The following is a 6,306-nucleotide window of genomic DNA, read 5'->3' as shown; positions in this document are numbered from 1 at the left end:
GTCGCGCCCGCGGTGCGCGCCGTGCTCGGCCGCGACCGCGTGGAGACCGAGGCGCTCGTGTTCGACAAGCCTCCCATGGAGGCCGTGAAGGTGGTCGTGCCCGATCCCGCGGGCGGCGCCGAGCATGTGGTGGAGGTGCTGGAGCCGACGTCCGAGCAGTTCGCCGCACGGCTGCGCAAAACGGCCAAGGAGCGCCGCAAGTGGGCGCGCCGTGAAGGCGTGTCGTGCTACCGCGTGTACGATGCCGACCTGCCCGACTACGCCGTGGCCATCGACGTGTATCCGGGCGCGGGCGATGCCGAGGGCAACCTGTACCTGCACATCGCCGAGTACGCGGCGCCCTCCACCATCGATCCCGGCAAGGCGCAGCGCCGCTACGACGACGTGCTGGCGCTCGCGCCCGTGGTGCTGGGCGTGCGCCCCGACCACGTGTTCTCGAAGGTGCGCCGCCGCGACAAGGGCGGCAGCCAGTATCGCGACTCGGGCCGGCGCTCCTACGTCACCCAGGTGCGCGAGGACGGCTATCTGTTCGAGGTCGATCTGGCCGGTTACCTGGACACAGGCCTGTTCCTCGACCATCGTCTCACGCGCGAGCTGGTGGGGAAGAAGGCCGAGGGAAAGCGCTTCCTCAACCTGTTCGCCTACACGGGTTCGGCGAGCGTGCATGCAGCCGGTGGCGGCGCCAAGAGCACTGCGACGGTGGACTTGTCGCAGACCTACCTCGACTGGGCCGCGCGCAATATGGCAGCCAACGGCTTCGAGGGGGAGCAGCATACCTTCGAACGCGGCGACACGATGGCGTGGATCACCGAAGCGCGCCGCACCGGCCGCCGCTTCGACCTCGTGTTCGTCGATCCGCCCACGTTCTCCAACTCCAAGGCCATGGGCAAGCGCACGTGGGACGTGCAGCGCGACCATGTGGAGCTGCTCATCGGCGTGTCGCGCCTGCTGTCGGAAGAGGGCGAGGCCGTGTTCTCGTGCAACCTCCGTTCGTTCAAGCCCGACGAGGAGGCGCTGGCCAAGTACGGCGTCACGCTCGAGGACATCACGGCGCAGACCATTCCCCACGACTTCGAACGCAACCCCCGTATCCATAAATGCTACCTGGTTAAAAGAACCCAGTAACCCGTCTTCCTGTTCCTCGACGCGGCGTACGGGCTGCCGACGGTGCCGGTGATGGCGAAAAAGCATCGAATTCGGAAATCTCGCACCGGCTTTCGCGGGCGCCGGTCGGCTTCCTTTTGCGAAACGCCTGGTCGCGCAGTCGCCTTTCCTGCATACATTGTGCCGAGTGTGTCCGAAAGGACGCGGCGGTTTCCAAATTCGACGTCTTTTCGTCATTTTCAGCCCGATGCGCTGCAGCGTCGGGCTTTTGCTCGGTCTTCTCGTATTGCAAGCTATTCGCAGATCAGATATATTTAGTATTGCTAGGTGATAAAGAGAAGGGTTCGGAATGCAGCTCCGGTTCGCGCAGCAGATGAAGAAGGGCGCGCTCGACATGCTCGTCTTGAAGCTGCTGCAGCACGAGGAGAAATACGGCTATCAGCTGATCAGCGAGCTTCGCGACCGCTCGAACGGCGCGCTCGCGCTCAAGGAGGGCACGCTGTACCCCATCCTCTACCGGCTTGAGGACGGCGGCCTCGTGACCAGCCGCATGAGCGCGCACGTTGCGAAGGAGCCCGCGCGCAAGTACTACGCGATCACCGAGGCGGGGCGCGACGCGTTGCGCGAGATGTACGAGATCTGGAACGAATTCGACGGACATGTGCGGTCGATCATGGAGGAGGAGCAATGAACAAGGAATCCTATGTGAAGGCGGTTGCGAAGCGTCTGACCTGCTCGAAAGCGCGCCAAGCCGAGTTCGTGCGCGACCTCGAATCCGACATCGCCGCTGCTCTGTCAGCAGGCGAGACCTGGGAGCAGGTGGAATCCCGCATGGGCGACCCGCGTCAGGTGGCGCAAGAGTTCAACGAGGATCTCTCCGAAGCGGAGCGAGCCGCCGGCAAGAAACGCAAGCGCACCAAGACGATAGCTATCGTGGCGACCGTCGCGGTGGCCGTGGCGGCGATCATCGGAGCCGCGACCTGGTGGGCATCGCCGAAAACCGCCCCTGCGGGGCAAAGCTCCCACCAAACCGAGCAGCAGGTAATCGAGCGTGCGCAGGAGGTGGTCGCGCTGCTCGACGCGGGCGATTACGAAACGCTGCAGTCGATGTCGATCGACGAAATGAAAGCGGGTCTCAACGCCGAGATGATGGAGCAAGCGAGGGAGATCACGGTTCCCGGTGATTGGGGTGCCTTCGGGTCGTTCGGCAATGCGTACGCGACGGAGATCTCGCAATCCGGGCAGGTGTTCGATGTGGTGGAGGTCGTCGCCGTGTACGAGAAAGCGACGGTAACGTACGGCATCAGCTTCCTGAACGGCGAAGAGCTTGCCGGAATTCGTATGAGGTAGGCCCATCATGGAAACGTTCATCGCCCTCATCGTCGTCGGTGTTCTCATGTGCGTGTATGGCGCGTTCGTGTTCGCCGGCAATGTGAAATGCTTCAGCATCCTCGCCGGGGGAAACAACTTTCTGGCGCTCAACCCGAGCGAGGCGCAGTATCGCCGGGAGGCTCGACGCTCAGGTGTGGCCATCTTCCTGCTCGCGATCGATTTTTGGTGCTTCGGGGCGTGGAGCTACGCCCAACAGGACGACGCGGTGCGCACGGCGTGCTTGGTCATCGGCATCGCGGCGGCCTTGGGCGTCGCCGTGCTCATCGTTCTTTCGCTGAAGACGCATGTCGACGTATTGAAGGAGCATCATGGGTGAGCCGATGAGGTTCGCGGGGAAAGTGGACGGGTGGTATTACGCGTTGACGGTGGGCGTCAACGTCATGCTGGCGTGGCCGCTCACGTCGTTCTTCGCCGATCCTGCGAAAGAGGGCGCGTTCATAAGCGCCGTCGTCTGCTCGCTGTGCCTTGTCCTCTGCGACATCTTCATCATCCCTACGCTTCTTCGCAACTACGTCGAGTTCGACGGGAAGGGCAACCTGCTCATCGTGTTCGGCTTCCAGAAGGCGACGTATCCCGTCTCGAAGATCCGCCGGTTGCGCGAGACGTCCAACCCGTTGGCTTCCCTGGCGGCGTCGTTCGACCGCATCGAGCTGCGCATCGGCTACGAGGAGCTGATGATCGCCGTCAAGGACAAGGAAGAATTCTTCGCCGAGATCGAGCGGCGGTGCCCCCAGGTCGAGATCGTGCGAAGGGCCTCCGTTTCCAAGTCCAGGTGAGCTCCGGGCGACCCGGCGACCGCCGCATAAAAAACCGGTTGCGCGAGTCGTAGCGCAACCGGTTTCGATTTTCCTGGTGGGCCCAGCAGGGCTCGAACCTGCAACCAAGGGATTATGAGTCCCCTGCTCCACCATTGAGCTATAGGCCCGTAAAGCGTCCCGCTATTCTATCCCAAAACGGGCACCGATGCCAAGGGGATATCCGCAAGCCGATGCAAATCCTCTTCGAGAAATTTTCGAAAAAGGGGCTTGCGCGTATTCGAAACTACCGGTAGAATACTCAAACGTTGCGAACGACGCAACCGAAACGGTCGCTTGGCTCAGCGGGAGAGCATCGCCTTCACACGGCGGGGGTCACAGGTTCAAATCCTGTAGCGACCACCATGAATTCAAAAGCCTTCCTTTCGGAAGGCTTTTTCATATCCTCACGCTTTCAGCGTGAACTTCCAAGCGCAATTGCAGGAGTCGTCCGTCATATCGGGGAAACAGCTCAGGCATTCGCAGGAGATGCGGTCGTCGATGCTCTCGGCGAACACCCCGTACTCCACCACGCCCACGCTGCGGCAGGGATGGAACCCCATGCCTTTGCGCTTGCGCGCGTTCTGCACGCGGCAGTCGACGATGCGGTAGGTCAGCTCGTCGCCTTCCACGAGGATCTCGTCGACGTTCGCGGCCGACTGGCAGCGCAGCGCGAGCGCGCGGGCCAGACCCTCGATGCCGGGGCGCTCGTCCAGCCCGAGGAACTTCTTGATGCGTCGCGCCTCCGACACGCTGAAGCGCCGCCACGCCTCGATGTCATGGCGCACGGCCGTGTCCATGCCCTCTTCTCGTTCGAGGGACTGAAACCAGGTGCCGTCGAGGGCGATGAGGTTCTTCGCGTATATCTCCAGAAGCTCGACGAGCTCGTCTTTCCCAAGGTTGCGCAAGGTGTCGTTCATGTGGGTGCTCCATCTTCTCGCTTTGGCTGGCGCGTATATCGCGTACGTAGGAATTATACTGCGCGCGAGCGGCTCCGGTTTTCCTCCCGCATTCCTCAAATGGGCGGATCTATGGGTCTCGCCCTTCAGGTCGAGCGCAGGGCGGGCGTTCGGGCGGGCTGCCGGAGCTTCGGCGATTGCTGTACCGAACGGCGAAAACCGTTATACTGAATCGTTGCAACCATCCAACGAAGAGCTTCGATCAACGGAGAACCGACACTATGAGCATCGATAGTTTTGAAGCGAGCCGCAAGCGCTCCGACGAGATCCGCGCCGATCTTCCCATCCACCCCGAGAAGTACACTATGCTCACGGGCGACCGTCCCACGGGCCGTTTGCACATGGGCCACTACTTCGGCACCATCCGCGAACGCGTCGCGCTGCAGGACATGGGCATAACCACGCGCATCATCATCGCCGACTACCAGGTGATCACCGATCGCGACACCACCGAGCACATCCAGGACAACGTGTACAACATGGTGGTGGACTACCTGGCCTGCGGCATCGATCCCGAGAAGACCATCATCTTCACGCATTCGGCCGTTCCGGCGCTGAACCAGCTCATGCTGCCTTTCCTATCGCTTGTCACCGAGGCCGAGCTTCTTCGCAACCCGACCGTGAAATCAGAGATGGACGCGTCGGGCCATGCGCTCACGGGGCTTCTGCTCACGTATCCGGTGCACCAGGCGTGCGACATCCTGTTCTGCAAGGGCAACATCGTGCCGGTGGGCAAGGACCAGCTGCCGCACATCGAGCAGACCCGCCAGGTTGCGCGCCGTTTCAACGAGCGCTACGGCCACGTGTTCCCCGAGCCCGAAGGCGTGCTGAACGACGCGGTGGAGATCCCCGGCCTCGACGGGCGCAAGATGTCGAAGAGCTACGGAAACGCCATCAGCCTGTCGCTGACCGCGGAGGAAACCGCCAAGCTCATCAAGAAGTCGAAGACCGACGCCGACCGCATGATCACCTACGACAAGGAGAACCGCCCCGGCGTGTCGGCGCTCCTCACCACCGCCGCGCTGTGCACGGGCCGCACCGAGGTCGACATCGCCGAAGAGATCGGCGACGGCGGGTCGGGCACGCTCAAGAAGTACGTCACCGAGAGCGTAAACGAGTTCCTGGCGCCCATCCGCGAGCGTCGCGTGCAGCTGGCCGGCGATATGGACTACATCAAGGACGTGCTGCACGAGGGCAACCGCCGTGCCAACGAGATCGCGAACGCTACGCTCGATGAGGTAAGAGAAGCCATGAACATGGTTTATTAGACTTTTTGGCTTATGACCTGGCCTTATCATTGGAAATCTTGCAAGTGCCCAATTTTTGAAAATTCGGTATTGCGAAATGATGAGGTTCCGGTATAATCTTCACTTGCGCGATCAAGGGCGCACATTCCTCGGTAGCTCAACGGCAGAGCATCCGGCTGTTAACCGGAGGGTTGTAGGTTCGAATCCTACCCGGGGAGCCAGAATTTAACGGCAGGCCAGACGAACAGTCTGGTCTGTTTTTTTATTCCGTCGCATTCGGTATCGCATCGCCTGTCGCATCCGGCACCTTTCGCCTCGCGCACTTCGAAAAGTGCTGATCTTGGGGTTATAGGCAAGAAAGTGTGTCCAGAGCCTAATCGTAATCCATGCGATAAGGGCCGCTTGCATGCAGGTCATTCCATTGCACAGCAGTGCCCCAGCGCCCCACCGCTTCATCTTTTTCGCTAGCTTCGGCAGCTGCTCGATAAAACTCAGCAATCAGGACGTCCGTCGGCATTTCCTTCAGGATCTCTTTCGGGCTTGCACGGGCTTCAAGGTCCATATAGCACCACCAGAACGCCGCCTTGACGCGCCTCGTCAGCCTCAATCCCCGATGCTCTCGCAGCATGTGGCGGATCTGGGCGTTCACGCCGCCTTCGATCCTGTTCGTAGTCGCCGGAACAGGTCCTCCCTCGAGCAAGCCTTCGTCGAGATAGGTGAATAGGGTACCGGCCCTACAAAGCTTCAGAAGCCCGCCGCGCGCAGTGCGCAGCCTCTCGTGCTTGTAGCGGATCCGCCCGTCAACCACCT

At 61.5% G+C, this 6,306-nt stretch carries 7 protein-coding genes, 3 tRNA genes and 1 pseudogene; 8 read left to right on the top strand and 3 right to left on the bottom strand.

Annotation, left to right across the window (positions count from 1 at the left end):
- The 5 genes from HMPREF1023_RS02440 to HMPREF1023_RS02420 all read left to right on the top strand — a co-directional run.
- A partial coding sequence (locus HMPREF1023_RS02440; RefSeq protein ID WP_009304561.1) for a class I SAM-dependent methyltransferase occupies positions 1-1,125 on the top strand: 1,125 nt, incomplete at its 5' end.
- A gap of 328 nt (positions 1,126-1,453) precedes the next feature.
- Positions 1,454-1,795 carry a PadR family transcriptional regulator gene (locus HMPREF1023_RS02435; protein ID WP_009304560.1) on the top strand — a complete coding sequence of 114 codons (342 nt, stop codon included), beginning with the start codon at positions 1,454-1,456 and terminating at the stop codon, positions 1,793-1,795.
- Positions 1,792-2,454, top strand: coding sequence for a DUF3887 domain-containing protein (locus HMPREF1023_RS02430; RefSeq protein WP_009304559.1), 663 nt, complete (start codon positions 1,792-1,794; stop codon positions 2,452-2,454). Before HMPREF1023_RS02435 ends, HMPREF1023_RS02430 begins: the two co-directional genes overlap by 4 nt.
- Before the next feature lie 7 nt (positions 2,455-2,461).
- Positions 2,462-2,812, top strand: coding sequence for a hypothetical protein (locus tag HMPREF1023_RS02425; protein ID WP_009304558.1), 351 nt, complete (start codon positions 2,462-2,464; stop codon positions 2,810-2,812).
- The gene (locus HMPREF1023_RS02420) at positions 2,805-3,272 is read left to right on the top strand and encodes a PH domain-containing protein (RefSeq protein ID WP_009304557.1); all 468 of its coding nucleotides are present in this window, start codon (positions 2,805-2,807) and stop codon (positions 3,270-3,272) included. The genes HMPREF1023_RS02425 and HMPREF1023_RS02420 overlap by 8 nt, the downstream gene beginning before the upstream one ends.
- A gap of 74 nt (positions 3,273-3,346) precedes the next feature.
- Here HMPREF1023_RS02420 and HMPREF1023_RS02415 read toward each other — a convergent pair.
- Positions 3,347-3,421 (bottom strand) — tRNA-Ile (locus tag HMPREF1023_RS02415).
- A 160-nt stretch (positions 3,422-3,581) separates the two neighbouring features.
- Between HMPREF1023_RS02415 and HMPREF1023_RS02410 the strand changes: the two genes are divergently transcribed.
- Positions 3,582-3,656, top strand: a tRNA-Val gene (locus tag HMPREF1023_RS02410).
- A gap of 41 nt (positions 3,657-3,697) precedes the next feature.
- On the opposite strand, the gene HMPREF1023_RS02405 is transcribed toward HMPREF1023_RS02410, so the two are convergent.
- Complete coding sequence (locus HMPREF1023_RS02405) at positions 3,698-4,210, bottom strand: DUF6125 family protein (RefSeq protein WP_009304556.1); 513 nt, start codon at positions 4,208-4,210, stop codon at positions 3,698-3,700.
- Positions 4,211-4,470: 260 nt separating this feature from the next.
- Here HMPREF1023_RS02405 and trpS point away from each other — a divergent pair, with 260 nt between their 5' ends.
- Together trpS and HMPREF1023_RS02395 are read left to right on the top strand one after the other, a co-directional pair.
- Positions 4,471-5,517 (top strand): tryptophan--tRNA ligase, encoded by a 1,047-nt coding sequence (gene trpS / locus HMPREF1023_RS02400; protein ID WP_009304555.1) that lies wholly within the window; start codon positions 4,471-4,473, stop codon positions 5,515-5,517.
- 125 nt (positions 5,518-5,642) lie between these two features.
- Positions 5,643-5,717, top strand: a tRNA-Asn gene (locus HMPREF1023_RS02395).
- Between the two features lie 152 nt (positions 5,718-5,869).
- Here the strand turns inward: HMPREF1023_RS02395 and HMPREF1023_RS02390 are convergent.
- A pseudogene (locus tag HMPREF1023_RS02390) lies at positions 5,870-6,306 on the bottom strand (IS256 family transposase); the annotation flags it as partial.

It is taken from the genome of Eggerthella sp. 1_3_56FAA (genome assembly GCF_000185625.1).
GTDB classification, from domain to species: domain Bacteria; phylum Actinomycetota; class Coriobacteriia; order Coriobacteriales; family Eggerthellaceae; genus Eggerthella; species Eggerthella lenta.
Note: the sequence above shows the minus strand (reverse complement) of the source record. Positions and strands in the feature narration are given on the sequence as shown.

Excerpts from the sequence above, each read along its gene's own strand:
- HMPREF1023_RS02430 (WP_009304559.1), top strand. The coding sequence starts at position 1,792 with ATGAACAAGGAATCCTATGTGAAGGCGGTTGCGAAGCGTCTGACCTGC.
- HMPREF1023_RS02420 (WP_009304557.1), top strand. The coding sequence starts at position 2,805 with ATGGGTGAGCCGATGAGGTTCGCGGGGAAAGTGGACGGGTGGTATTAC.
- HMPREF1023_RS02405 (WP_009304556.1), bottom strand. The coding sequence starts at position 4,210 with ATGAACGACACCTTGCGCAACCTTGGGAAAGACGAGCTCGTCGAGCTT.
- HMPREF1023_RS02435 (WP_009304560.1), top strand. The coding sequence starts at position 1,454 with ATGCAGCTCCGGTTCGCGCAGCAGATGAAGAAGGGCGCGCTCGACATG.
- trpS (WP_009304555.1), top strand. The coding sequence starts at position 4,471 with ATGAGCATCGATAGTTTTGAAGCGAGCCGCAAGCGCTCCGACGAGATC.
- HMPREF1023_RS02425 (WP_009304558.1), top strand. The coding sequence starts at position 2,462 with ATGGAAACGTTCATCGCCCTCATCGTCGTCGGTGTTCTCATGTGCGTG.